The following is a 26,806-nucleotide window of genomic DNA, read 5'->3' as shown; positions in this document are numbered from 1 at the left end:
TTATTCAAGAAAGCTATCGATCGAAGCTCTAACTAGCGCACATATTTCCTTGATAAGATTCGGTATAACTAAGCTTTTTCTAATCGGAATTTATAATGCAAAATCAATTTGAGCATGCTTTGCCAAACCCACAAGGCTATTTTGGAGAATACGGCGGGAGCTTTATTCCTCCGGAGCTACAACGGGTCATGGACGACATTACCAAGTCTTATCATGCGATCCGCCAAGATCCGAGTTTTATTGCGGAACTAACCCGTCTTTACCAACACTATGTGGGTCGACCTAGTCCCATTTTTCATGCGGAAAATTTGTCTAAGGCTTATGGTTGTGAGATTTATCTCAAACGCGAAGATCTAAATCACACCGGTGCTCACAAGATTAACCATTGCTTGGGTGAGGTGCTGCTGGCGAAAAAAATGGGCAAGAGTAAAGTGATCGCCGAAACTGGTGCTGGCCAACATGGGGTTGCACTGGCCACAGCTGCCGCGTTGCTTGGTCTTGAATGTGATATTCATATGGGGGAAGTGGATATTGCCAAAGAGCATCCTAACGTGGTGAGAATGCGAATTCTCGGCGCCAATGTGATTCCCGCCACTCATGGTCGTAAAACCCTTAAGGAGGCTGTAGACAGCGCATTTGAGGCTTATATGGCCGATCCTCATAGTCAATTGTATGCCATCGGCTCGGTGGTTGGGCCGCATCCTTTTCCAATGATGGTGAGAGACTTTCAATCGATTATTGGTATTGAGGCGCGTCAGCAGTTTCAAGAGATGACAGGTGAATTGCCCGATCACTTAGTCGCTTGTATTGGCGGTGGTTCTAATGCAATGGGTTTATTTAGTGCCTTTTTGGAGGATCAAGCGGTGGCGATGCATGGTTGTGAGCCTGCAGGACGAAGTTTGGAACAAGTGGGTGAACACGCTGCCACTTTAACCAAAGGGGAGCCGGGGACCATGCATGGATTCCATTCCTATATGCTGAAGGATGAGCAAGGGGAACCGCAACAGGTGTATTCGGTCGCCAGTGGTTTAGATTATCCTTCGGTGGGACCTCAGCATGCCTATTTAAAAGATTTAGGCCGAGTTCAGTATGGGGTTGTGAGCGATCAAGAAGCGATTGATGCGTTTTTTGAACTATCGCGATTAGAAGGCATTATTCCAGCGATAGAATCGGCGCATGCGGTTGCACATGCGATTAAGCTCGCTAAACAGGGGCTTAATGGTCGTATCTTAATTAACCTATCGGGTCGTGGTGATAAAGACATCGACTTTGTCATTGAACAATATGGTAAACAATATGGGATTGCTGAACTGATTTGAAGCAAGTGAACTTATAGGCTACCAGCCCGTTGGTAGCCTATAAGTGATGGGCTAGAATCGATAAGCGAAGTTTACCATCGGCCCTTGAAAATTATATTTAAGTTGGATTTCATCCCACTCTGCTTCAACAATGTAGTAGTTATAGCCTAACTCTATATCCCAATTGGGATTGATCTGGTAACTAATGGAGGCATTCAGATCGGCTAGATAACCCTTCACTTGGTCAATTTTTAGATAAAAAAATTGACTATGAGCATTCAGTGTCCAATCGTCGGTTAATTGATAATGGGTCCATAAGCCGATATCAGGTAGCGGTGCGGTGGCCGATTCATCAACCACTTCACCTTTGGTCGCGGTTGAATTACAAATAATATTCCCTGCATTATTGACACAAGCTGAGATATCGCCGCTAAAGCCCATTTCAATAAACATCACATGCAAACCAAGTGAGCCACCAATTTCAGTTTTAGCATTTTGATAAAATGAATAGCCATAACCAGCACTCAGAATATCAATATCCATCCGGGTATTTAGATTTGCGCCAGCGATTACGCCAGAATCGGGATGATTCGGTAAGGTAAACCCAAAATTGGTTTTGCTCGATGCGCTTCGATGTAAACGACGCCAATCGGCGTAGACGTGGTGGCGTTGATTAAATTTGTAACCCAGCTCGAAAAAGGGTAACAACAGATGTTTTTCTAGCTGTAAACTATCTTCAAAATCTAAGGTAATATCTTGGTTATCGAAGCTTTTAGTTGTGACTGATGAGTCTGTTTGTGACCAAAACGCTCCAGTTTTGAAGGTCCATTCTCCAGCACTGAGCGGAAAACTGACTAAACTCACTAACCAAAGTTTACTTAGCCAACGCGCTATATTCATATACTGTCCTTAGTTGAGTGCTCTGTGATATCCGTAATCATGATTGTAAACCGAGCCATGTCCTATTCATTGTTGCTTATGATTTAGGATTAAGCGGCCCCTTTAGATCATAAAACATAATTTAATTATGAGTTGTTGGCTTATTTTTTATAGTTGTTTGTAGTTTATTTAGGAGGCAGAGATGAAAACGGAATTTGTTCGGTGGTATCAGAGTTTGATGAAGTGGGCTTTACTATTTTTTTCGAGCGCTGTTTTTTGCTTGCATGCGGCTGATTCCGGCAGCGACCAAGCGCAGCTATTGTTGGAAAAATATCAGCGTCAACAGCAGCGGATTGAAAAGATACAAGCCAATAGAAATACGGTCTCTGCTATCGAGCAAGCGGCCATCGATTATCGTTTAGTTGAGCGTCATTTAAGTTCCTTTGAAACGATTAATCAGCTCACCCAATACTTAATTAAACAACAAGCTCTGGGTTTGACGGAACCTGCTATAAACCATCAAGTTAAGCAAATTATCGTCGATAATTATCAAAGTTTAATTCAGAGGATCGAGCAACAGCAGCAGTTGTTCAATAAAGCCTACGCACAACAACCTTCGGATAATATTAAGTCTTTTCAGTTATATATTGATTACTTGAATCGATCTGATGTGATTTTTTCGGCCTTGGTACAGCAAATTAATAATCTCCAAGCCCTTGGTTTTGAGGTAACGGATCAAAATCATCATCTGATCGATTTGCTTTATCTACGGGCTGAATCATTTTCTGGGATGGTTGGCTTACTCGAAAATAAAACCAGGGAGCTTAGTCAATTTATTAAATTGACTCCCAATGATCAAGCACTAAAAGACCAATTAGCCGTGGTCAAAGAGCAATTATCGGTCGCAGGGTTAAGCTTCAAATTAACCGTTGAATTACTCACTCAGCTTGGTTTTAATACCGGATTTTATCAACAGACATTGCTTAAATTAGGTGGGCAAATCACCACCGATGTGTTGGATATCAACGTATTGAACGGTATTGCTAAACGTTGGGTCGTTCGACTTAGTGAGTATTTTGTTGAGCACGGCGGAGAGTGGATCTTCAAAATATTTTTGTTGTTACTCATTTATTTTGTATTTCGTGCTCTTGCTCGTTTAACCCGTAAGTTACTGATTAAAAGTTTAGATTCTTCCAAGCTACGGTTATCTTCGTTGATGAAAGAGATGATAGTGTCCTCGGTGACTCGGGTCGTGGTTATTGTTGGAATTTTATTTGCTTTGGCCCAAGTTGGTATATCACTGGCACCGGTTTTAGCGGGGTTAGGCGTCGCTGGTTTCATTATTGGGTTTGCCTTGCAAGATACCTTGAGTAATTTTGCCGCTGGGATGATGATTCTTATTTATCGTCCCTATGATGTGGGCGATATGGTGGAAGTGGGCGGTGGCGTCTTTGGCAAAGTGAAAAGTATGAATTTAGTTTCGACCACTATTTTAACCATCGATAACCAAACCTTAGTGATCCCAAATGGTAAAATTTGGGGGGATGTGATTAAAAATGTAACTGCACAAAAACTGCGTCGCGTTGATTTAGTTTTTGGGATTGGCTATAGCGATGATATCGATAAAACGGAAGCCGTGTTGAATGAATTATTAGCCAAGCACCCATTGGTGTTAGCCGAACCTGCTCCTATGGTTAAACTACATATTTTAAATGAATCTTCGGTAGATTTTATCGTGCGTCCTTGGGTAAAAACCGATGATTATTGGAACGTTTATTGGGATATTACTCGACAAGTGAAAATGCGCTTCGATCAAGATGGTATCTCGATCCCTTTCCCACAGCGCGATGTTCATGTTTATTCTACAGGCAATGGTGGTGAGGGACATTCGAATGGATAAGTGCCTCGTTTGCTTCTAAAGCGAGCTGTATTCGACGCTGGCACGACTGGAAAGTGACCCATTGCATTGCCAGAGGGTTTTCTTTTCGGTGTTTCAAGTGGAAAATTGAGTCTAAATTCTAAACGAAGCGCTGGCTCTGGGCTCGGTATTACTGGAAAATTTGGCTAAAACCAGTAAAATGACGCTTCATTTTTGAACAGAGGTTGTAGCAATTTCGTGAGTCGTCAACGAGCCCTAGAAAAAATTGCAAAGTGCTTAGAGTTGGGTAACTCCTCTAATGTTCATGAGGCTGCTCAAGCGATCCGTATGGCGCATCGCTTAATGCTTAAACACGGCTTAGAGCAAGCCGATATTGATTTAATTCAAATGGGGAAAACCTCTACTCAAACCTTGTTACCCGCCAATGTAAACGAAAATATCTTACGCATTATTCGTGGTATTAACTCACGTTTTGGTGTGGAAGCGGTACTGGTTAATCATAAAGGTTTAAAAAGAGCTGAATTTGTTGGCATGGCCGAGCGTGCCGTATTTGCCGCCTTTGCATTTGATATTGTTTATCGAGAAATGAACCAACAGGTGGGTTCATTTCGAAATAGCTTTGCCGGTTCCGGTACCGATAATGTCACTGTGGCACGACGGGTTACTTCTTTTACTGCCGGTTGGTTGGAGGGGGCTTTAGAAAAACTCCCCGATCTAACAAGCGATGGACGCAATGAACATATGGATGACTACTTGGATGAGATGTTTGAGAAGTTAGACCGTGAAACCTTTAAGGCGAAAATTAAGGCCTCAATGGGTCAGCTTACCCCAGATTTTCAAACCGGGATCACCAAGGGACGCAAACTATCGGTGAATCGTCCTGTGGAAGGTACTCGAGCAAGTCCGCAGTTAAACCACAATTAATATTCATTGATACGCACACATTGGGTATTTTTGCTGTTTCGGATGTGATCCTGTATTGCTTTAGTGATTTAAATTGATCTTCGTTTGAATGCTCTGGTCATTATTTTTCGATAGTTAGCTCGGTGTATACACCGAGCTAACTAAGCGCTCATGTTTAGCGCTTAACCGACTTTTAATATCTTACTGGTATTGGTATGCCCGGTTTGGTCGAATACATCACCATGGGTCAAAATCACTAAATCACCTTTATTCAAATAGCCTTGTTGTTTCAACAAATTAATCGCGCTATGTGATACTTGGATGATATCGTGGTTGGTTTCGTCGAAGTAAATCGGGTATACGCCTCGGTATAAGGCGCAACGACTCAAGGTTGCTTGGTGGCGAGATAAAGAAAAAATGGGTAAGCCACTACTGAGGCGAGACATTAATAAAGGCGTGCTGCCTGATTCGGTGAGTGCAATAATGGCGGTCATACCTTGCATGTGATTGGCCGCAAACATGGTACTCATCGCCACTGTTTCCGAAATACTCTCAAAGGTTTCATTGATTCGATATTTGGATACGTTAATGCTGCGTTGTTTTTCAGCACCTAGGCAAACCGAAGCCATGGCCTGGACGGTTTCTACAGGGTACTGGCCAGCGGCTGTTTCGCCGGATAACATCACCGCATCGGTACCGTCCAATACTGCGTTGGCTACATCCATGACCTCAGCGCGAGTTGGCATCGGCGCACTAATCATTGATTCCATCATCTGAGTTGCGGTAATCACCGCGCGATTGTATTTTCGAGTCAGACGAATAAGAGTCTTTTGCACTCCCACTAATTCGGCATCGCCAATTTCAACACCGAGATCGCCACGAGCTACCATCACTGCGTCGGAAGCGGTAATGATATCGATCATCGCTTCTTCGGTGGCAACTGTTTCTGCTCGTTCAACTTTTGCCACTAGTTTTGTTGCGAGTCCGGCTTGTTGAGTCAGACGTCTGGCATAGTGCATATCTTCACCGCTATTTGGGAAGGATACAGCTAAATAGTCGACATTGATTTTGGCTGCGGTGAGGATATCGGCTTTGTCTTTATCGGTTAAGGCTGCGGCAGATAAACCACCACCGAGTTTATTAATCCCTTTGTTGTTGGATAAAAATCCGCCAATGGTCACTTCGGTGGTGACTTTATTGCCTTCTACGGCGGTGACTCTCAATTGAATTCTACCGTCATCAAGTAACAGGGTATCGCCAGGGGCCACGTCTTTAGGCAAGTATTTATAATCGAGGCCAACTTGTTGTTGATCTCCCAAGCCTTTTGCTAAATCACTATCGAGTAAAAAGCTATTCCCAACTTGCAATTTAACCTTACCTTCTTTAAAGGTGGATACGCGTATTTTGGGACCTTGTAGGTCACCCAAAATAGCCACGTGTAGTTTATGTTTGGCTGCAAGTTCTCTGACCTTATTGGCGCGAGCGATATGGTCGTCGGCGCTGCCGTGAGAAAAGTTGAGTCGCACCATATTTGCGCCGCTGAGCAGCAGTTGTTCTAAAATGTCGTCTTTATCGGTGGCTGGGCCTAAAGTTGTCACAATTTTGGTGCGTCGTAGCATAGTTTTATCCTTAAAATGAAATATTCAATCAGAAGCTGTCGCTCCTTGGCGCCAATTGATTTATATCCAACAGCTAGGGAAAATAAATTCTAGAGACTCTAGATGAATATTTGACAACTTATCTGAAAAAATAATGCGCATCTTTAGCGCTAAAATTCCCATTTTGGGTTGCTCACTCAAATAGAAAAACTAAAGTTATTCTCTTTCCTTGCCAAATGGCTCTGTTGTTTGACCAATAGCATACCTTAGATGGCTAGAGGCGGTTCTTTTGTGAGCTACTTTTTCGAGAAAAAAGCATTTTTATCGTGGCGAGAGGTGTCTCGCTTAGAGTGCTAAGCAGATACCTCTAATCAACGGTAAAACGCTTCTAGTCAAATTGTTTAAGCAGTATTTGTGGTGCATTACTGCAGTGTATTGTTATGAGCTATACCGCTAGCGATATTTCACATGACTTGCCTAAATGAGTCACAAACAGCTGTAAAAGTCATCACCAAAGATTAACAGCCCCTAATTATATTAATCTGTTTAGTGATTAATTGTATGTAAATCAGCTTGTCTCTTGGTTTTTTTTTATCTCTCAAGTACATTGCCTGATAAGGATTACATTTGTTGTGGGGGATGAGATGAAACAAGCAATATTAGCGGAGATGAAGGTTCTACCTGAAATTGACCCGGGGTTTGAAGTAAAACGTCGCATAGACTTTATCAAACAGTGTTTACAACAGGCGAACTTAAAAACCTTAATCTTAGGTATTAGTGGTGGTGTTGATTCTACGACCACCGGACGGCTCGCTCAGTTGGCTGTAGAACAGCTTAATCAAGAGCACTCGACTCAAGACTATCGTTTCATTGCGATGCGCCTCCCTTATGGAGAGCAGAAAGATGAAGCAGATGCGCAATTAGCTTTAGATTTTATTAAACCCTCCTATATCGTGACCACAAATATTAAAGATGGCACCGAAGGGGCACACTCAAGCGCACTGTTAGGTTTGCAGAACGCGGGTTTAGCCTTACCGCAACAAGCTGGGATCGATTTTGCTAAGGGCAACGTAAAGGCGCGGATGCGAATGATTGCTCAGTATGAAATTGCGGGACTAACCGGTGCATTGGTGATTGGTACCGATCACTCGGCTGAGAATATTACCGGTTTTTACACTAAGCATGGGGATGGTGCCTGCGATTTAACGCCTATCTTTGGTTTAAATAAGCGTCAGGTTCGCCAAGTGGCGAGTTACTTGGGTGCGCCAGAGAAGTTGATTGGTAAAGCGCCAACAGCTGATTTAGAGGAAGATCGCCCGCAGCTGCCAGATGAAGTGGCGCTTGGTTTAACTTACGATCAAATTGATGACTTTTTAGAAGGTAAATTGGTTGATGCTGGGGTAGAAGAAAAATTAATCGGTATTTATTTACGGACCCAACATAAACGGCAAGCCATTCCGACTATTTATGATTGATTTATTTACCGGACCCACCCGGGTTCGGTGTTGTTTGATCGGTTTCTTATATTGTTCACCAAACATGTTGCCTCATTGCAGCCTATTTTTTTGAGGAGCCGACTTTGGGCAACACCATTATTTTTAGTCTCGATCTTTTTGGTACGGCGGTATTCGCCATTTCTGGGGTATTAATCGCTAGTCGGCGACGTATGGATCTATTTGGAGCCCTAGTACTTGCCTGCGTGACCGCGATTGGTGGAGGCACCATTCGTGATATGGCATTAGGGGCTAGCCCAGTTTTTTGGGTGGAAAATGGTTTATATTTGTGGGTGATCTTAGCGGCTAGTCTGGGGGCAATTGTTTTGCTCAATAATTTTCCTAGTCCTCCTCGTTGGTTATTACCAGTCGCCGATGCTATTGGTATGGCTGTGTTTATGGCTATTGGTGCGAATAAGGCCTTACAAATGGGCGCTCCGATGATTGTTTCGGTCACTATGGGGGTGATTACGGCCTGTGGTGGGGGGATGATCCGTGATGTGCTGGCCAACCAGGTTCCTTTAGTACTGCAGCGCGAGATCTATGCAACGGCTTGTATTGTTGGGGGTTGTGTGTGGGCGATTACAGAGAACTTAGGTTTTTCCACGACCATTACAACTAGCAGTTGTATTATTAGTGCTTTAGTTATCCGTTTAGTTGCAATTCGTTATCATCTATCTTTACCTAAGCTTTCAAAAAATCGTTAGGTCTAGTCTAAAGACTGCACTCCTTGTGAGAGATCTCTTACAAGGTTGTAAGTTAAAGGCAGTAAATCTTGCAGATAGACAATAACAATATCCATATATATCAATTGCTTATTTATTTTTGATGCTGTTTATGTAAAAAAAGATGAGTTTTTTTTGTTCTGGAGCTTTTTCTCAAGTATTAATGCCGTATAGTTAGTTCTGCACGGAGGCACTGACGTTTATCAGGATGAGAAACGTAGCAGGAGCTGAAAGGACAACTACAGGATGTAGTAAGGGACACCTCCTAGGAAGGAGACGTGCAACTGGTATGGACAACCGGTTATGCCAATGAAGGCTAAAGGACAGCTCAAAGGATTTGAGAAAAGGACAACTACAGGATGTAGTAAAACAGTCAAAAAGGATTGCAGGGAGCAATTACCCGTTCACGGATTTGAGCGATATGACTACTAGGGGCGACACGTAAGTGTCGCCCCGACTTTTTAGGCCAGCTTAATGCTGGTTTTTTTGTGACTACAATTTATGCTATGCCAATCTGATTCATTATATGACCAACTTATTGTGTCGTATAAATCTGCCGATAAATAGGCATGAAGTGCAGTCACTAGTGGCTCTAATTACCAGATAACGCTGTTAGCGGTGATTTAGGTTTATGTCGTCTACCAACAGCGTTTTTTTATTCCTCTTCGCTTTTATCTTGAACAAACATTAGTAAGCCAAAATTAAGGTTTCTAGGCTTGACGATAAGCCCCGAGGTGCTGTGAGAGATCGACTACGCTTGAGCGCTGATATGGCTGCTCTATATTGCGTAAAAATTATTTAAACCCTTTAAATTCAAATAATTAATTAAATTCGATGATTCTTGATTGAATCAATTCAAAAATTATTTCACGGGCTCATCTAGGTTTTATTGAACCAAAGCGTAAAGTAGCTCATACAAGGACGGGCAGGGAAAGCAGCCAAAGCATGAAGCTAGCGGCATTATAGGAACGCTTAGGATGAGCGGCTTGTCAGGATCGATGAGCTAGGGATGTGAGCACAGGAGTGCGATTAGCCTTGGTGACACAAGAGCTTAAGGATGATTATCAGGACACCTCCAGGATGGAGCGAGCAACCGCTTAGGATGAGCAGTTAGGCCACAGAAGGCTAAAGGATAGCGCTAGGGAAGGAGCAAGGGGAAACACTAAGGAATGGTGTGCTACAGTCAAAAGGATTGCAGGGAGCAATTAACGTTCATGGATTTGAGCGATATGACTAGCTTAAGGGCGATACTTCGGTATCGCCCTTAATTTTTTATTCGATTAAACATCATGAGATCGATGTTGTCTTTTTTAATGCTGCGCTTGCCACCAACTTGCTTTTTTCATGAGGTAGGTCAATAGAATTAAACTGCAGAGGCCTGCCACCGTATGGGCGACAATGATTGCTAAGAAGATCACTTGACTGTTCGCAGCTAAGGCGCCTAGGTAAATGGCTGGCAACATAAAGACAAACAAACGAATGAGGTTAATCATCACTGCCATCATCGGTAGAGCCAAGGCGTTGAGTGTTTGTGCGAGTAATAAGGGAACCGCCATCATTCCGTAGCAAAAAGGCACCAGTTGTAGGTAATATTGGCTTAATCTGGCGACTTCGAGATCTTGATTGAAACTGCGACTGATCAGCGGTGCTAGGTAATACATGAGTATGGCTAACAGTAATTGCCAAATAACCGCTAAACGAATGGCTTGATGCACAATTTGCTGCGCTCGATTTAAGTTCCCTGCCCCGACATTTTGTCCCACGAGCATTGGGATCACTGAGTTTATCGCCATCACTCCGATAAATAGTAAGGCTTCTACTCGTGTGGCAAAGCCATAAGCGGCCACGGTTGCGGTTCCGGCGGTTGCCAATATAGCCATTGTAATGGTGGTGGCGATAGGGGTGAGCAATTGGGAAAATACAGCCGGTATTGCAATACTTAATAGTTTGTTCCAAGAGTTCATTAACTGCTGAAGGGAACAGGTTTCAAATTTGAGCAGTTGTAGTTTGTATTTGAGTAAGTAAATCGCCATGCAAAAAGTGAGTAGCCAAGCGATGGCGGTCGCTAGTGCCGCACCTTTCACACCTAAAGTGGGTATCGGGCCCCAACCAAATATTAGAATTGGGTCTAAAAGACCATTCATTATCCCGGCGACTAGCATCATGAGGCTTGGCGTTTTGCTATCGCCACTGGCTCGGATTGCACTGTTGCCGACCATGGGGATAACTAATAGAGGGATCGAAAGGTACCAGATCTGCATATATTGTTCGATATAGGGCATAACTGGTAATTCCGCACCGAGGGATAAAAATAATCGTTCAATATTGAAATAGCCTAAAGCGGCTAGGGTAGTAATTAATAGTAAACTAAACAATAAACTATGGCTGGTTAATTGGGCCGCTTGTTGTTTTTTCTCGGCCCCTAATAGTCGTCCAACATGAGACGAAAGGGCGATGCCTAACCCCATGGCGATGCTGGTAATTGCAAAGGTGATAGGGAAAGTAAAAGAGACTCCTGCCAGCGGATCGGTGCCCAACATAGCGACAAAAAATGTGTCGACTAAATTAAAAAAAATGATCGAAAAGATGCCCACTAAACTGGGGAGGGCTTTATCAATAATGAGAGGCGTGATGGGGGCATCAAGCAATTGTTGGCGTTGTTGTTCCATTCACATTGGATTGGGAAAACTTGTTATTAGTATACTTGGCAAATAAGCACAGTGAAAGTCGCAGGATAGCGCTTGAAACAACTGTGAGTTGCTTATTTTTTAACCGCTTCGGTTGTTTTTAGGGTGGGAAAGCGGTAAATTGCGCCTTCCTAAATTGCGAGAGAAGTTATGTCTGAGTTTGACAGTATTCGCCCTTATCAAGATTCTGAAGTAGAACAAATACTTAAACGTCTTATCAATGATCCTGAATTGATTACTACACTGATTAAATTTCGCTTTGCCAAGGCGAAGGGCGTTTTTCTTTGGCTGACTTCTTTTATTTTGCGAAAGATACTTAAATTTAAGGTCAGGAATATTCGCTCGGTATATGATTTTCAAGTGATGGTTGAAACTTATATGGCGCATATGATCAAAACTACCACCAGTCAATTGAGCTCTAGCGGCTTGGATCATTTAGATTTAACTAAACCACATCTATTTATTTCTAATCATCGGGATATCGCACTGGATTCGGCATTTATTAATTACATCTTACATAATAATGGCCAAGATACCGTGCAAAATGCCATCGGTGATAATTTGTTAACCAAGCCTTGGGTTTCTGACCTGATGCGTTTAAATCGTAGTTTTATTGTTAAACGTTCGGCGACCACAAAACGTGAAAAATTAGAGAACTCAAAACAGCTATCCGCCTATATTCAGCACACCTTAAGTCATACTAGTGATCACATATGGATTGCGCAACGTGAAGGACGAGCCAAAGACGGTTTAGATGTGACTAATTCAGCATTAATTTCTATGTTGGCCTTAAATAAACCGAAACAACAAAGTTTTGCGGATTACATCAATCAGTTAAACATTGTGCCCGTTTCTATTTCCTATGAATTTGACCCCTGTGACGTGGCCAAGGCAAATGAACTGGTTTCACAAAATCAGCATGGTGAATATTTAAAACAAGAACATGAAGATATTTCGAGTATTTCTCGAGGGATTGTTGGTCAAAAAGGCCGGGTGCATGTGCATTTTTCCGAGACCTTGCAAGGGGAGTTTGAGTCGGCAAAACAAGTTGCTCAAGCCTTAGATAAGGCCATTATTGGTAACTATCAATTGATGCCGACTAACTGGCTTGCTCTGGGTGATGCTATACCTGAAGACGTTTCCGCGAATGAGTTGGCAGAAGCGAAGCGCTATTTTGAGGCGAAGTCTCGCGATATTAGTGCAGAGGTTCAAACTCAGTTGTATGCCATGTATGCAAATCCAGTCAAAGCTAGAATGCAACTATATGATTAATAGTCAAATTTTTATAAAATAATACAATTGGCACTTTAGCTGCATACCCCCTTATAGGTATTATTTAAAAGGGTATGTTATGTTCCGTAGTAAAACTAGCCAAACCATCGCAAACGTTTTAGCCAATGGCGATAAACTTGAGCAATTGCTTTCTTTGATGTTGCCCGATGAAGTTTCGGAATTGGATCAACTTGGTTCGCAACATTGTCGTAGAAAACGTCAATGTGGTGGTCGTTCACATTCTATATCGGCAAAGTTCTGAGCTATAACAAAAGTTGGACCTAATCACGAAGTTACCTATTCGCCAGGGCGGGAGCATACTTTGATGGATTTATAACCCAAAGAAGACTCGTGCCCGATAATCGTCGCACCATCCCGCTTTCTTCAACTTCACTTTGTGACTTGGCGCTCCACAATCGCATTGTTTGAGCATGTTCATCACAAAACGTCTAAATAGAGCTATGTTTTCCACCGCTCCGTCTAAAGTAATGCGAGAGTTATCCTCTTTAAAAACAACATCTAATACGTAATGCTGGCTGTTTTCAATTCGCCAATGCTGACGAATATAGTGGCCTAACAATTTGTGATTCGGTGACATTGAGCTTATGTAATACGAGGTATCTACAGTGCCTTTCCCATTTATCACGCGGTGGCGTTCCACTGCTATGATGCTTCTTACCGTTGGCCATTTCTTTGCTAACTCTTCGGGCAACTTGGCCTTTAGTTGAAAGACGTATCGCTCTTCGCTACGACCATGGTGTTTTTCTTTAATTTCAGTGACGACCTTCTCTTTACCAGCATCAAAGACAGCTTGAAACTGCTCAACAACAGCCGCTCTCAACTTTGGTTGGTTGTTTTTTACTTGAACGACAACATGAGCCTTCTTTTCTGCGATTTTCTCTAGTGTATCGCGCTGACAATGTAGAGCATCAACGGTGACAACACTGCCTTTTACGTTAATAACATCAAGCATTTGGCGCACAACGCTAATCTCGCCGTTCTTGTTCGCTGTCGGTTTCTGACTCAGAACGAGACCACGTTCAGTATCATAGGCTGTAACCAATTGTAATGCTGTTTTCTTGTTATTTCGGTACGAGCCACGCAGTACTTTTCCGTCAAATGCGATGATGGCTCTGTTTTGACTCGTTCGCTGCTCGTTAATCCACAGAGCTAATGCCTCAAGCAAAGACTCCGCGACAACAGAACGCAAAATGCGTGCAATCGTGTGTCGTCGTGGGATCCCGTGTTCAAATGGTCTATATTTCCTCAGCCAGCCCAACTTCTCTTCTCCATAATATTCAATGTCTTGCCAGCCTTCACATCCTGATGAAATAGCACTGATAACAAGGAAAATCACGTCAATAAGGTCATGCTTTTGATTGATGTCAGATCGAGTATCCTCGACGACTGATAAATGTTCAATTATGTTCAAAATAACTATGTAGCTTAGGGTTTAGAGGTATTAGATCATATCTGTTAACAAAGTGCGATCCCGCCCTGACCTATTCGCACGACTGAGGCTTAATTAGTCGATCTATCTGTGCTGTCTAAAGTTCTGATGCTGCTAAACTATACTGGAGAGCCAATTATAGGCTCGTCATCTCAGGTTATTTGCATTTAAACTTTAATAAGACAGCACAAATTATGGATCTAAATATACAAGCGGGGAGCTCATTTCCTCTGGGTGCTAGTTACAAAGGCACTGGCGTTAATTTCAGTATTTTTTCAAAAAGCGCAACGGCAGTTAATTTATTACTATTTAAAGAGATTAACTCACGTAAACCGTTCGCGAATATCCCACTAAACCCAACTATTAATCGTACCGATCATTATTGGCATATTTATGTTGAAGATCTTGATGTCGGGACTCTTTATGGCTTTCAGGTCGATGGTCCATGGTTACCGGAACTCGGCTTACGTTTTGATCCAAGTAAGGTTTTATTGGATCCCTATGCCAAGGTGACCCACTTTCCGGATAATTATTTACGTTTGGTGGCTGCGCGCCATGGCCACAATAATGTTGATCAGTGCATTAAAGGGGCGGTGGTTGATTTGCGTGGCTTTGATTGGCAAGGCACTCAGCCAATTAAGCGTTCATTGCAAGATACCATTATTTATGAACTGCATGTTGCTGGTTTTACCAAGCATCCTTCTTCGGGGGTAGCGGCCCATAAACGTGGCACCTATGCGGGAGTTATCGAAAAAATCCCATATTTAAAGGCGCTTGGCATTACCGCTGTTGAGCTGATGCCTGTGCAACAATTTGATTTGCAAGATGCTCCGCTGGGTAAGCAAAACTATTGGGGTTATAGTCCCATCGCTTTCTTTTCTCCGCATAATGCTTATAGCTCGGATAAAAGTGTTTGTGGCGCTTTTAATGAATTCCGGATCATGGTGCGAGAACTCCACAAAGCTGGCATCGAGGTGATTCTGGATGTGGTCTTTAATCATACCGCTGAGGGAGGACATGATGGCCCAACCTTGAGTTTAAAAGGCTTACAAAATGATAGTTACTACATGCTGCAGCCAGAGAAACGTTGGTATGGAAATTACTCTGGATGTGGCAATACTTGTAATGCAAATCATTCGGTTATGCGCAGGATGATCCGTGACTCGTTGCGTTTTTGGGTCAATGATATGCATGTTGATGGTTTTCGTTTTGATTTGGCCTCGGTATTGGCTCGAGATTCGCAGGGAAATGTGATGAAAGAGCCGCCTTTATTGTGGTCGATTGATTCAGATCCCTCGCTTGCAGGCACTAAAATTATCGCAGAGGCTTGGGATGCCGCGGGACTGTATCAAGTGGGTGAGTTTGTTGGTGATCGTTGGAATGAATGGAATGGTCAGTTTCGCGATGATGTTCGAGCCTTCTTCCGTGGCGATCGTGCTGTTGTGAGTAAGTTCTCTGGTCGTTTATTAGGTAGTCCTGATATTTACTATAAAGATCATCATTCACCTCAGCGTTCCGTGAACTTGGTCACCGCACATGATGGTTTTACCCTCAATGATTTAGTTAGTTATAACGAAAAGCACAATTTAGAAAATGGGGAGAATAATCGAGACGGTGATAATCATAATGTGAGCTATAACCATGGGGTAGAGGGGCCAACTTTAAATCCCAAGATTAATCAATTACGTGAACAGCAAATGAAGAATTTCTTTACCACCTTGCTGTTATCTCTAGGAACGCCAATGATCACTATGGGTGATGAGGTGAAGCGTAGTCAGAATGGGAATAACAATGCTTACTGCCAAGATAATGAAATCTCTTGGTTTGATTGGAATCTGGTGGATGAAAACAGTGATCTCCTAAATTTTGTGCAAAATTTAATTAAATTACGCTGTTACGATGACGTGTTAGAGGAAAAAATCCACCTCAGTTTATCGGATGTGATCCATGATGCGAACATTGAATGGCATGGTGTGCAACAAGCCGAACCGGATTGGTCTGAAGATAGCCATTCTATCGCGGTGACCTTCTTAGACCCTTATTCAAAAGATCGTATGTATATGGTGTTTAATGCTTACTGGGAAGACTTGGAGTTTGTGGCTCCCGATATTGAAGGGTATTGGGTGATGTTAGTGGATACAGCAGCTAAACCGCCTCACGATATTTACGATTTTAAATCGGCTCCAATGTTACAAAATTCTTCGTTTAAAGTGGCGGCTCACTCGGTAAAAGTGTTTGTGGCGAATCCACAAATTGATAAACGTATTGAAAATTGCTTTGTTTAACTAGAGGTCGTTTGCTGAGATGCAGCAATAGTTAGCTGAGTTAAAAAACACGAGGGGGAGTGTTGGTCGTGAAATACACTCCCCAGCATCACCATTAATACCAATATACGAATACTCATAGAAAAAATAGCCACTAGTTTTACCTCTTTAGTTTGCCCTTCCCTATGGCCTCAGATGATTTAAGTCTTTAGTTATTGGAAGGGTAAACTAAGTAAAAGTTTCAAGTAGTTGATATTTTTTGGGTTTATATTTAATTACTGTGATGTTTCCCTAATTCTCAGGGCAAAGGTCTCAGCAGCTTCCAAGCTTAAAACAAGCCCAGTTGAGCACTAATTATTTGCTCAAAATCTAAGTTAATGAAAGGTAATATTGCATCAGCAATGGGTTGCAATTGCTTATCTAAGTAATGTTGATAATCGATTTGACTGCGGCAATAAGCAACAGGTTCAGGCCCATTTACGGTCATCCAATAATTAATAGTCCCTTTATTTTGATATTGCTGTGGTTTACCTAAAGCCTGATTATGTTGGTCGGCGAGGCGTGCAGCCCGAACCTGTGGTGGCACGTTTTTTACGTACTCATCGAGCTTGCGGCGTAAGCGCTTGTGGTAGATCAGTTGTGGGTCGTATTCACCCGCTAACAGCTTAGCGACGGTATCTAGAACAAATTGGCGTGGGTCTTGGTCGGAGAATAGCCGCTCTAACAATCCCGTTTGAAAAATCTTCGCCAGTTCGCTCCAGTCAGAACGTACCGTTTCTAGTCCTTTAATCACCATTTGGTTGTGCGCAGTTAAACCCGCATAGCGTTTTTTACTGCCAGTTTCTGAGCCGCGTATAGTCGGCATTAAGAAGCGTGAAAAGTGAGTTTCAAATTCAATTTCTAGGTAGCTCTCTAGCTGCATTTCTTGGCTGAGCTTATTGCGCCAAAAAAGGTTGATTTCTTTGGCTAGTTGTTGACCAATGGCACTCGCTTGTTCTGGACTTAGTTCTTGATTGAGCCAGACAAAGGTAGAGTCGGTATCACCATAAATCACTTGGTAGCCGTGTTCGGTGATCCAGTCTGCGGTTTGTTGCATCAGCTGGTGGCCGCGCATGGTAATTGAGCTTGCCAAGCGGGGATCGTGAAAGCGACAACCGGTAGAGCCAAGCACTCCATAGAAGCTATTCATCAAAATTTTGATCGCCTGCGAACGGGCTTTGTCTTGATTCGCTTTGGCTTGATCGCGCTGTAACCACAGCTGATTAATAATATCGGGTAAGAAATGTTTGTCGCAGCTAAATACGCCGCCTCTAAAGCCCTCAATGGCATTGTCTGGGCTTGCTAGGCCTTCAATTAAGCCTAAGGGATCAATTTTAAAAGTGCGAATAATAGAGGGGTAGAGGCTCTTAAAATCGAGTACCAGTACATTTTTATATAGCCCAGGCTTAGAGTTCATCACAAAGCCGCCAGGGCTGTCGGCGACAAAGTCATGGCTTAAGTTAGGCGCGATATAACCCGCGCGATGCAGCTTGGGTAAGTAAACATTGGTGAAAGCTGCAACACTACCGCCACTTCTATCCAGCATTAAACCGGTGAGTTGTGCGCGTAAGCAAAGAAATTCAAGGAGTTGGGTATGCTTGAAAATATCGAGTACTAACTTACAGTCTTCTAAATTGTAAGCGGCTAGCTGTGGCTTATCATGGGCAAAATTGTGGTTTATTTCGGCCATTCTATCTTCAACTTCGGCTACCAATTTGCCTCGGTTTAATAGCTGCCGAGCCACATTTTCTAGGCTAAAGCTATCAAAGTGGTAGGTCGCTGATTTTAGCGAGTCGATGCCATCGATCACCACTCGCCCGGGGATACTAATAAAACCGATGTGAGGCATATCGTGACGTTCACGCCATCTGGCAATGCCATGATGGCGACCAATGGCCAATTTAATCCCATGCACGGCAGCGCGTTTAACCAGCAGTCGAAAATCAAAATTGATGACATTCCAACCAATGATGATGTCTGGGTCGAGGTTTTGAAACTCTACTTCTAATTGTTTTAATAGTGCGTACTCATTGGCTAGCCAAGTGATTGGCGTGTCGGCGGCTTGCTCTGGGCCGATCATCAGTACCCGTTGGTAGTTGTCACTATATAAACCAATTGAATATAGCTGACCTTTTTCACTGCACTCAATATCTAGCGATAATACCGACAGTTGGGGCGTATATTGCGCCGCTTTAATTTTTGCCTGCTGCAAGGCGGGGTAACGAGAGTCATGACTCTGCAGGCCAGTAAACAGCATGCTGCCATAACAAAAGCGTTCCGTGAGAAAACGCTCATGCAGTTTTATATCGCTCTCAAAACAGCTTAATCCTGCCTGTTTTAACTGTTGCGCAGCTTGGCTGTGGTTTTTGATACTAGAAAAATAGAGTGCGCTTACCGGCTGGTGTTGGAAGGTTTTTAGGGACACCGAAGCATGACGGTTTAGCTGTGATCCCAGCAGGGCGAGCACCGCATTTAACTGATGGTTGAGAACAAAAAAAACTGGCTGTTGATCATCTATCTCGAGGCAAATAGCACCTTGTTCGCTGGCCAACCACAGCTGAATATGAGCCTGACCTTGACGGTCATAGCTATTGGCTGTGAGTAGAAATCCTTGAATTGCTTGGCTGGTCACGATTGGCTCGGTCTATATTATAGGTTTAGCGGCGAATGTACTAAAGGAACTTAGCATACAACTAATTGCTTTAGCCAATGGCTATTTCTAGAGTGTTTCGTGCTTCGTTGGATTCGCTTGAACAATAATGGAATGAATAAAATTAATCTGCTTTAGGACGACGGCTGGTATAAATGTCTCTTGAGTGCCAAAGCGGGTTTTTCTATGTAATTCCAAGAGCAATAAGCGAGTAGCAGGGTTAAACAGAAAGCCATCACAAACATATGAATCGCTGTCACTTTCGGGATTGTGGTGGCTATCAGTTGCTGTATTGGCCATGCATAAATGTACATGCCGTAAGAATAGTCGCCCAAGTGATTGTAATGCAGAATTTTTCCTTTAGGTAGATAAGCAAAACACATGATTAAGTAGGGAGTGATGATTAGGTAGCTAATAAAAAACAAACTCTGGTTGAGGCTGAAGAATGCCAACAGCAGTATCAGTATGGCGGCTAACATGCCTTTGTAGTTGATGCCAATCCAAGCCCTAAAAACGTAGAGATTACCGCCGATAAAGAAGGCGCTCGCGAAACGATAGAATTTACTATAAAACCAATGCGGCTCGCGACCACTGAGCTGGTCATGAATAAATAACATTAGGCAGATAAGGGCGGTGAGGACGATCACTGTCGGTAGCCAGTTTACGGCAACTTTTAGTTTTCTAGCAAACTGATAAGTCACTCCAAACCCAGTTAATATTAAATACATCTTTAGTTCCCATGGCAGGGTCCATAGCGAACCATTCACACTGCGGTTGTAGGGAGCACTGGTAAATACATCGGGTAGCATTTGGTAGTCGCCAACAATAATAGAGCTATTGTAGATCAGAAAATTTTGGGTCTCGTTATGGCTCAAATATTGGCCTAGGCTTAATTTAGAAAGTTGTAAACCGAGTAAGCAACAAAAAATAACAGAGGTGATCAGTGCAGGGTAGATCCTGAGGCATCGGGATAATACAAAAATAGTTAAAGATCTTGCGGTAAGTAAACTTTTACAAACTAGCAAACCACTGGTAATGAAGAAAATATCCACCGCAATATAGCCTAAGGATAAGCCTAGATATTGGGCGATGGGCTCACTGTGTTCATTACCTGTCGCCAAGCAAAAGCTGTGGCTGTATACCACTAAACATGCCGCTAACATCCTTATTAGCTTGAAGTTATTATCTTTGGTTTTCAGTAATTCTTGTAGCTGCATTGATTGGCCAATATTTATATTTTGAGTATAGGCTTGTTTATATTAGTTGATTATTTATTGCTCGTTGTTGGAATGGTGGGCATAAAAAAAAGCTGGCCTGGGCCAGCTCTTTGCATTTAGTTTTACGTTTAAAAGCTAAAGTTTAGCTCCAGGCTTTAAAGGTATTAATTAAACCGTTGGTTGAACTGTCGTGAGCGGTGACGGCTTGCTGGCTTTTTAGTTCGGGCAAAATTTGGTTGGCCAACTGTTTGCCAAGCTCTACGCCCCACTGGTCGAAGCTAAAGATGTTCCAGATAACGCCTTGTACGAAGATTTTGTGCTCGTACATCGCAACCAGTGCACCTAAAGAGTAAGGGGTGATTTTCTTAAGCAAAATAGAGTTGGTTGGTTTGTTACCAGTGAATACTTTAAACGGTGCCAGTTCAGCAATTTCTTCAGCTGATTTACCTGCGGCCACTAACTCTGCTTCAACGGTATCGCGAGACTTACCAAAGGCTAAGGCTTCGGTTTGGGCAAAGAAGTTAGACATTAATTTCTGATGATGATCAGACAAAGGATTGTGGCTCACTGCTGGTGCGATAAAATCACATGGGATTAACTTGCTGCCTTGGTGAATTAATTGGTAGAAGGCGTGCTGACCGTTAGTTCCCGGCTCACCCCAAATAATTGGGCCGGTTTGGTAATCAACCGGGTTGCCATTACGGTCGACATTTTTACCGTTGGACTCCATGTCACCTTGTTGGAAGTAAGCTGCAAAGCGGTGCATGTATTGGTCGTAAGGCAGAATCGAAACGCTTTCCGCACCGAAGAAGTTATTGTACCAAATGCCAAGCAAGGCAAGGATTACCGGTAAGTTTTGTTCAAAATCGGTTTCAGCAAAGTGCTTGTCCATGGCATGCGCGCCTTCGAGCAATTCGATGAAGTTATCGTAACCTACCGTTAACGCGACTGATAAACCAATCGCCGACCAAGAAGAGTAACGACCGCCAACCCAATCCCAAAATTCAAACATGTTGTCGGTGTCGATACCAAATTCGGCAACTGCAGGGCCGTTGGTTGACAGGGCTGCAAAATGTTTAGCCACGTGGGCTTGATCGTTCGCCGCAGCTAGGAACCAATCGCGTGCGCTATGCGCATTAGTCATGGTTTCTTGGGTGGTAAAGGTTTTTGATGCCACTAGGAATAAGGTGGTTTCGGGGTCGACTTGTTTTAGAATTTCGGCAATATGAGTGCCATCTACATTCGAAACAAAGTAGGTTTTGATATGTTCAATTTTGTAAGCACCCAACGCTTCAGTAAGCATCACTGGACCCAAGTCTGAACCACCAATCCCAATATTTACAATGCTGCGAATGGCTTTGCCTGTATAACCTTTCCATTCACCGGAGTGGATTTTTTGACAGAAGCCTTGCATTTTTTCCAATACCGCATTAACCGCAGGCATGACGTCTTCGCCGTCTACGATGACCGGGGTATTGCTACGATTTCGTAAGGCGGTATGTAATACAGAACGCCCTTCTGTTTGGTTGATTTTCTCACCAGAGAACATTGCCTTAATCGCGCCATCGAGCTTGGTTTCTTTGGCGAGTGCAAACAGCTGTTGCATTGTGTCGTTAGTGATCAGGTTTTTCGAGTAATCGAGTAAAATTTGCTCGTTAAACGAAACTGAAAAACGCTTGAAGCGCTCAGCGTCAGCGGCGAATAATTCGCTGAGTTGAACATCTTTCTGTGCCTCGAAATGCGCTTGTAGCGCTTTCCACGCTTGTGTATGAGTTGGATTGATATTGTCCAGCATTGACCTTGTTCCTTAGATACTTAACCTAATTGACCGAGTTGCAAGTTTATTGACCGTAACTTGCGGCTAGCACTTTACCCTTTCTGGGAAAAAAGACGCAAGCAATCAGATCAAAATACTATGAAAGCCTGTGTTTTGTATTTGCCAAATGTGGCACATTTATCGAAAATTCATTATTTTTTAAGTTTTTTGTCTAGTTTTTAACTCTTGTTTTGGTGTGCGGGCTGTTCGAGTTGTTGTTACAATGACCACAAATTGTTCACTAATGTTGCTAACAAGGATCGATGTTTGCGCAATGTACAGCTTCAAATAAAGTCTGATAATGCCCATTATTTACTGAATAGTGGTCGTTTGGTGGCATTAATGACCGCGCTGTATAGTTTGTTATGGTGGTGGCTATTTTCTCCTGATTATCGTTTTGTACCGGGTTTCATTTGGTTACTGTGCATGTTGCTTTTAGCGGCGGCATTTTATTTTTTCTTGCGCCTAAATCGTGACTTTTCGGCGCATTCAGCGCCTGCTTCACAGCTCGTTCGTTACTTTAGTTTGTCGACTAGTAGTGGGATCTTATGGGGGGTTGGTATCTTGCTATTTGCCCCAGACTTAGGTGGCGCAGAGCGCCTGTTGTTAATGATTTTACTCGGCTCACTGTTATCCTTGGTGGTGGTTCCCAATTTATTAAGCATTAGTAGCTTCAATGGTTTTTGTTTGCCCATTTTATTGGCGCTAACGGTAGTTTCGGTGGATCGTAGTCAAGTCGAATTGGTGGCCTGTTTAGTGCTGTGGTTGAGCTGGGTGCAGCTAAATTTAGTTTTGAAGCGTGCTGAAGCCTTGGTTCAGGCAAATTTTACCGAGGGTGCGCGAAATCGGCTTAAAGTTTTAGAGTTGGCCGATAGTCATGCCTTGATGCGTGAACAAAGCGAGCGAGATGCGCTGACCGGTTTATATAATCGGGCGATATTTGAGCAATCCTTGGCTCAGCATTGGCGTTTAAGTGGCCGAGCTAAAACTTCCTTAAGTTTATTATTGATCGACGTTGATTTCTTTAAGCCATATAACGATCATTACGGGCACGTCGCTGGAGATCAGTGTTTAAGCTTGGTTGCGAGTCTGTTTACACAAGCCTTACAGCGTGAAGATGATATCGTTGCTCGCTATGGCGGCGAAGAGTTTGTAATGATCTTGCCTAATACCGATACTAAAGGCGCATTGCAAGTTGCGGAACGAATCAGAACACTACTTGCAGAGGCAAAGTTGCGGCACGAGTACTCCACGGTGGCTAGCTATGTGACCGTGAGCATTGGAATAGCCTGTCTTATTCCTGTGGCGCAACAGAATGCTAAAGACTTCGTAAACAAGGCTGATATAGCCCTATATAGAGCCAAGCAGTTAGGTAGAAACCAAGCTGTAGTGGCCGCTCGTGGAGAAATAGAATGAGTATGCAGTTACATCGTATTGAAGAGCTAATCGATTTACTCAAGCCGGTTTGGCGTCAACAGCCGGAGTTAAATTTAGTCGAAATGCTCACCCAAATCGCCGACCAAGCAGGGTTTAAACAACCTTTGAGTGAGTTAACTGACGATGTTTTAATTTATCAATTGAAAATGTTGAATCTAGCCAAGGATGAGATGATCCCTGGTCTAGCTAAAGATTGCGAAGATGATTTTAAAACTGCGTTACTAAAAGCTCGAGGTATTAAAGCTTAGTATTGCCCGCCAGTTTGTTAGGGCTTACTTGTTTTATAGGTAAGCCTGTAAACGATTGATGCCCCTCAAAAGGATTGAGTGATGAGTGAACGAATTCCCGTTAAAGACGTGAGTCCACCCGCTAGAAAAACAAATGCCAAGAAACGTGCGCCGGTCGATCGATACAACCCTCAAGAACAGATTTATGTACGTGAACAAAAAGGCTTGTTCCAACGTGTACGCAAATATATGGGGTGGTTATTTATTGCCGCTTTTGTGCTTGTGCCATTTATCCCCTACGGCGATCGCCAAGCGATTTTGTTTGATATCGCAGCTCGGCAATATCACTTTTTTAGTCTTACTCTGTGGCCGCAAGATTTATTGCTACTGGCTGGCTTTTTCATTATTGCCGCCTTCGCTCTATTTTTTATAACCACCTTCTTAGGGCGGGTTTGGTGTGGCTATCTTTGTCCGCAAACGGTGTGGACTTTTATTTTTATCTGGTTTGAAGAAAGAATTGAAGGCAGTGCTAATAAGCGGCGTAAGTTAGATCAATCTGCCTGGAATGTGAATAAAATTTGGCGTAAAACCGCTAAGCATGCCGCTTGGGGCGCTGTATCGGTGTTTACGGCACTATCTTTTGCCGCCTATTTTGTACCCGTTAAACAGTTGTGGTGGGATTTTTTTACGTTCAACGCAACCAGCGGCGTGACCTTCTCTATTATTTTCTTCGCGGTTGCCACTTACGCCAATGCAGGTTGGATGCGCACCATTGTATGTACTCATATGTGCCCCTATGCGCGTTTTCAATCAGCGATGTTTGATAAAGATACCTTCATCGTGGGTTACGATACTCAACGCGGCGAAACGCGAGGACCGCGTAAACGTAATGCCGATCCCAAAGCGCTTGGTTTAGGTGATTGTGTGGATTGCGATCTCTGCGTACAAGTCTGTCCCGCGGGGATCGATATTCGTGAAGGTTTGCAGTATGAGTGTATTAACTGTGGTGCTTGTATCGATGCTTGTGACCAAACCATGGAGCGTATGCACTATCCGAAAGGTTTGATCCGTTATACAACCGAACATAATTTAGCGGGTCAGAAAACCGCAATCCTGCGACCCAAACTGATTGGTTATGGCGTGGTTTTAACGGTGATGTTAGTCGCCTTTGTGATGACTTTGATTAATATTAAACCGATGCAACTGGATGTATTGCGTGATCGCTCATCTTTATACAATGAAAATGCCGAGGGCTTAATCGAAAATACTTACACCCTCAAGGTGATTAATAAGTCCTCTGAAGCGCAAGCGTTTCAGTTGAGTGTGCTCGGTCTAGAAGAGGTTGAATGGCTGGGTGCTCAGCAAGTAGAGGTTAAGGGTGGCGAAGTGCTTAATTTACCGGTAACTCTGGTGAGTGACCCTTATTTACTACCGCGACCGATCACCGATATTGAGTTTGTCATTCAAAGTAATGGCCAGCAGGTCACGCAACATAGTCGCTTCATTAGTGGTGGTTAACGTCGCATGAGCGTGGCGTTAAGCTGCTTGGCTTTATTGTTAATGCTGCCCTATTTATTGGCAGCATTTGGCTCTTGGATGCGTAAGCGGCAGCTGGGACGAGTGGATAATCAGGACCCTCGCCAGCAAGCGCTACAATTGGATAAACGCGGGCAGCGGATCTACGCTGCCCAACAAAATTCCTGGGAAGCCTTAGTTTTATTCATCGCTGTTATCGTGATTGCTTACTTTTCTGGTTTAGATCCGCAATTGCTCGATTTGCCTGCCGTTGTATATTTGTTGGTCAGGATCTTACATCCCTTGGTTTATCTTTTGGGTCAAGCTTATTTGCGTTCAGCCTTAGCCGCGGTGGGCTGGTTAAGCTGTATTTACATTGTCGTTTTGGCTTTTCAGCAAAGCTAAGCCTCCTTGTCGGCTGGCTAGGCTGATCGTTTTACTGTTACACTGCGCGGATAACTTACCCATAGTGCTGAAGTCATTCTATGAGCGCCTTCCTATTTGCCGAATTGCATCCCGATCTAATTTTAGATGCCATTGAATCACAGGGGATCTACCCCAGTAGTGGTTTACTTGCCTTAAATTCCTATGAAAACCGGGTCTATCAGTTTATGGCTGAAGATGACTTGCGTTATGTGGTTAAATTTTATCGTCCTGAGCGTTGGAGCGAAGCACAGATTATCGAAGAACATCTATTTAGTTTAGCGATGGCTGCGTCTGAGATTCCTGTTGTTGCTCCGATTGTTCGCGATGGTCAAAGCTTGTTTGCGTATCAAGGTTGGTGGTTTGCCCTTTTTCTTAGTGTGGGTGGGCGAGGCTTTGAAGTGGATAATCTTGATCAACTGGAACGGGTTGGTCAATATTTGGGACGGATGCACCAACGTGTGGGGCGTCAGTTATTTGAACATCGTTTATCGATCAATACCGAAGAGATGTTAGAGCAACCTATTGCCTTGCTTAAGGATTGGTTACCTAAAGGCCTCGCCTTACCCTTTTTTACTATTGCCGAACAAGTTGCGGATGCGGCGAAAGTGGCCTACAAGCCCAATAAAATTATTCGCTTACATGGCGATTGTCACCCCAGTAATATTTTGTGGCGTGATGGGCCGATGCTGGTGGATTTGGATGACGCGCGTAATGGTCCAGCTGTGCAAGATATTTGGATGATGTTGGCGGGCGATGATAACGAGCGTCGTTTGCAATTAGAGGTTTTTCTTGAAGGTTATGAATCATTTTGTGAATTTGATAAGCGAGAGTTGGCGCTGATTGAGCCACTGCGGGCGATGCGGATGATCCATTATATGGGGTGGTTGGCACGTCGCTGGGAAGATCCTGCTTTTCAACGTGCCTTTCCTTGGTTTAATTCACAGCGTTATTGGGAAGATCAGATTCTGGCGCTTAAAGAGCAATTATCTGCCTTGCAGCAGCCGCCATTGTCATTAACGCCAGGATATTAA

The 26,806-nt window shown here is 43.3% G+C and carries 21 protein-coding genes; 13 read left to right on the top strand and 8 right to left on the bottom strand.

What is annotated here, in order from left to right; translation table 11 throughout:
• Positions 1-95: 95 nt before the first annotated feature.
• Positions 96-1,319, top strand: coding sequence for a tryptophan synthase subunit beta (trpB, locus tag ACRRS0_RS22870; protein ID WP_432455287.1), 1,224 nt, complete (start codon positions 96-98; stop codon positions 1,317-1,319).
• A gap of 51 nt (positions 1,320-1,370) precedes the next feature.
• On the opposite strand, the gene ACRRS0_RS22865 is transcribed toward trpB, so the two are convergent.
• The gene (locus ACRRS0_RS22865) at positions 1,371-2,198 is read right to left on the bottom strand and encodes a hypothetical protein (protein WP_432455288.1); all 828 of its coding nucleotides are present in this window, start codon (positions 2,196-2,198) and stop codon (positions 1,371-1,373) included.
• A gap of 181 nt (positions 2,199-2,379) precedes the next feature.
• Between ACRRS0_RS22865 and ACRRS0_RS22860 the strand changes: the two genes are divergently transcribed.
• Positions 2,380-4,077 (top strand): mechanosensitive ion channel domain-containing protein, encoded by a 1,698-nt coding sequence (locus tag ACRRS0_RS22860; RefSeq protein ID WP_432455289.1) that lies wholly within the window; start codon positions 2,380-2,382, stop codon positions 4,075-4,077.
• Positions 4,078-4,293: 216 nt separating this feature from the next.
• Positions 4,294-4,980, top strand: coding sequence for a DUF2786 domain-containing protein (locus ACRRS0_RS22855; protein WP_432455290.1), 687 nt, complete (start codon positions 4,294-4,296; stop codon positions 4,978-4,980).
• Between the two features lie 161 nt (positions 4,981-5,141).
• On the opposite strand, the gene pyk is transcribed toward ACRRS0_RS22855, so the two are convergent.
• Positions 5,142-6,578 carry a pyruvate kinase gene (gene pyk, locus ACRRS0_RS22850; protein ID WP_432455291.1) on the bottom strand — a complete coding sequence of 479 codons (1,437 nt, stop codon included), beginning with the start codon at positions 6,576-6,578 and terminating at the stop codon, positions 5,142-5,144.
• 623 nt (positions 6,579-7,201) lie between these two features.
• Here pyk and nadE point away from each other — a divergent pair.
• Together nadE and ACRRS0_RS22840 are read left to right on the top strand one after the other, a co-directional pair.
• Positions 7,202-8,032: an ammonia-dependent NAD(+) synthetase gene (gene nadE / locus ACRRS0_RS22845; protein WP_432455292.1), complete on the top strand. Its 831-nt coding sequence runs from the start codon at positions 7,202-7,204 to the stop codon at positions 8,030-8,032.
• A gap of 104 nt (positions 8,033-8,136) precedes the next feature.
• Positions 8,137-8,757, top strand: coding sequence for a trimeric intracellular cation channel family protein (locus tag ACRRS0_RS22840; protein ID WP_432455293.1), 621 nt, complete (start codon positions 8,137-8,139; stop codon positions 8,755-8,757).
• Between the two features lie 1,328 nt (positions 8,758-10,085).
• On the opposite strand, the gene ACRRS0_RS22835 is transcribed toward ACRRS0_RS22840, so the two are convergent.
• Complete coding sequence (locus ACRRS0_RS22835) at positions 10,086-11,444, bottom strand: MATE family efflux transporter (RefSeq protein WP_432455294.1); 1,359 nt, start codon at positions 11,442-11,444, stop codon at positions 10,086-10,088.
• A gap of 168 nt (positions 11,445-11,612) precedes the next feature.
• On the opposite strand from ACRRS0_RS22835, the gene ACRRS0_RS22830 reads away from it, so the two are divergent.
• Both ACRRS0_RS22830 and ACRRS0_RS22825 read left to right on the top strand, forming a co-directional pair.
• On the top strand, positions 11,613-12,734 hold the full coding sequence (locus ACRRS0_RS22830) for a 1-acyl-sn-glycerol-3-phosphate acyltransferase (protein WP_432455295.1): 1,122 nt from the start codon (positions 11,613-11,615) through the stop codon (positions 12,732-12,734).
• A 79-nt stretch (positions 12,735-12,813) separates the two neighbouring features.
• Entirely contained in the window at positions 12,814-12,996 is a 183-nt protein-coding gene (locus tag ACRRS0_RS22825) for a hypothetical protein (protein WP_432455296.1), read from the top strand.
• A gap of 69 nt (positions 12,997-13,065) precedes the next feature.
• Here ACRRS0_RS22825 and ACRRS0_RS22820 read toward each other — a convergent pair whose 3' ends face one another.
• Positions 13,066-14,166 (bottom strand): ISAs1 family transposase, encoded by a 1,101-nt coding sequence (locus ACRRS0_RS22820; protein ID WP_432455297.1) that lies wholly within the window; start codon positions 14,164-14,166, stop codon positions 13,066-13,068.
• Positions 14,167-14,378: 212 nt separating this feature from the next.
• Between ACRRS0_RS22820 and glgX the strand changes: the two genes are divergently transcribed.
• A complete protein-coding gene (gene glgX, locus ACRRS0_RS22815; RefSeq protein ID WP_432455298.1) occupies positions 14,379-16,469 on the top strand; it encodes a glycogen debranching protein GlgX in 2,091 nt (696 codons plus the stop codon).
• On the opposite strand, the gene ACRRS0_RS22810 is transcribed toward glgX, so the two are convergent.
• From ACRRS0_RS22810 to pgi, 4 genes are all read right to left on the bottom strand, one after another.
• Positions 16,466-16,603, bottom strand: a complete 138-nt coding sequence (locus tag ACRRS0_RS22810) for a hypothetical protein (RefSeq protein WP_432455299.1) — start codon at positions 16,601-16,603, stop codon at positions 16,466-16,468. The two genes, glgX and ACRRS0_RS22810, sit on opposite strands and share 4 nt — an antisense overlap.
• Before the next feature lie 173 nt (positions 16,604-16,776).
• Positions 16,777-19,119: a DNA polymerase II gene (locus tag ACRRS0_RS22805; RefSeq protein WP_432455300.1), complete on the bottom strand. Its 2,343-nt coding sequence runs from the start codon at positions 19,117-19,119 to the stop codon at positions 16,777-16,779.
• A 152-nt stretch (positions 19,120-19,271) separates the two neighbouring features.
• Positions 19,272-20,354 carry an acyltransferase family protein gene (locus ACRRS0_RS22800; protein ID WP_432455301.1) on the bottom strand — a complete coding sequence of 361 codons (1,083 nt, stop codon included), beginning with the start codon at positions 20,352-20,354 and terminating at the stop codon, positions 19,272-19,274.
• A gap of 142 nt (positions 20,355-20,496) precedes the next feature.
• Positions 20,497-22,149 carry a glucose-6-phosphate isomerase gene (gene pgi, locus ACRRS0_RS22795; protein WP_432455302.1) on the bottom strand — a complete coding sequence of 551 codons (1,653 nt, stop codon included), beginning with the start codon at positions 22,147-22,149 and terminating at the stop codon, positions 20,497-20,499.
• Positions 22,150-22,437: 288 nt separating this feature from the next.
• Between pgi and ACRRS0_RS22790 the strand changes: the two genes are divergently transcribed.
• The 5 genes from ACRRS0_RS22790 (at position 22,438) to ACRRS0_RS22770 (ending at position 26,806) form a co-directional block, all read left to right on the top strand.
• Positions 22,438-23,586, top strand: coding sequence for a diguanylate cyclase (locus ACRRS0_RS22790; protein WP_432455303.1), 1,149 nt, complete (start codon positions 22,438-22,440; stop codon positions 23,584-23,586).
• Positions 23,587-23,588: 2 nt separating this feature from the next.
• Positions 23,589-23,855, top strand: a complete 267-nt coding sequence (locus ACRRS0_RS22785) for a YihD family protein (protein ID WP_432456120.1) — start codon at positions 23,589-23,591, stop codon at positions 23,853-23,855.
• An 81-nt stretch (positions 23,856-23,936) separates the two neighbouring features.
• Complete coding sequence (ccoG, locus tag ACRRS0_RS22780) at positions 23,937-25,352, top strand: cytochrome c oxidase accessory protein CcoG (protein WP_432455304.1); 1,416 nt, start codon at positions 23,937-23,939, stop codon at positions 25,350-25,352.
• Between the two features lie 6 nt (positions 25,353-25,358).
• On the top strand, positions 25,359-25,754 hold the full coding sequence (locus tag ACRRS0_RS22775; RefSeq protein WP_432455305.1) for an MAPEG family protein: 396 nt from the start codon (positions 25,359-25,361) through the stop codon (positions 25,752-25,754).
• A gap of 80 nt (positions 25,755-25,834) precedes the next feature.
• Positions 25,835-26,806, top strand: coding sequence for a serine/threonine protein kinase (locus ACRRS0_RS22770; protein ID WP_432455306.1), 972 nt, complete (start codon positions 25,835-25,837; stop codon positions 26,804-26,806).

Source organism: Agarivorans sp. QJM3NY_29 (assembly GCF_050870835.2).
Classification (GTDB): domain Bacteria; phylum Pseudomonadota; class Gammaproteobacteria; order Enterobacterales; family Celerinatantimonadaceae; genus Agarivorans.
The sequence above is the reverse complement of the archived record's forward strand: the minus strand, read 5'-3'. Positions and strand labels throughout refer to the sequence as shown.